Here is a 474-nt window from a genome sequence, read left to right as displayed (position 1 = left end):
TCATCGAAAATTCAAGTCGAGTGACAGAAGGCCGGTATCAAACAGCGGAAATTCTCATTGGCAATATGTTGCTAAATACGGAAAGAATAAGCTCATCCCGTATTTAGGATTAATGAATAGCGAGGCTGCGGCAGTTTGCATGCTCTTGATAATGATAGAGCATCCAAAGTTCAATTCGACTTCATTGTACAGAGCCAAAATTGAAGACGCGGATGGATTCGCAATCCTCCTGTCGTCTGCCGATGGAAATAATTTGCGCCTTACGGTTAAAAAGCCGAGAGCTAGGGAGCAGAAATCAGAAATATTGAGTGACTTGGCGAGAGACGTTATTTCGAAAGTAATGGAGTGGACTGCCCCTATCCGAGAAGAGTTGAGAAAGCAGGGGCGAAACGAGGAGGCTTCTAATCTTTGGGTGGGAATAAGCTCTTTGAACTATGACTTGAAGTCCTTTTCTGAGAAGGCGTTGGTAGGAGC

General features: G+C 44.5%; 1 protein-coding gene. It reads left to right on the top strand.

Features of this window, described 5'->3' with window-relative positions; genetic code table 11:
* Nucleotides 1-474: hypothetical protein (locus AC1VNY_RS42595; protein ID WP_482409687.1), on the top strand; the 474-nt coding region annotated here is incomplete at both ends.

It is taken from the genome of Bradyrhizobium ferriligni, from assembly GCF_056837965.1.
Note: the sequence above shows the minus strand (reverse complement) of the source record. Positions and strands in the feature narration are given on the sequence as shown.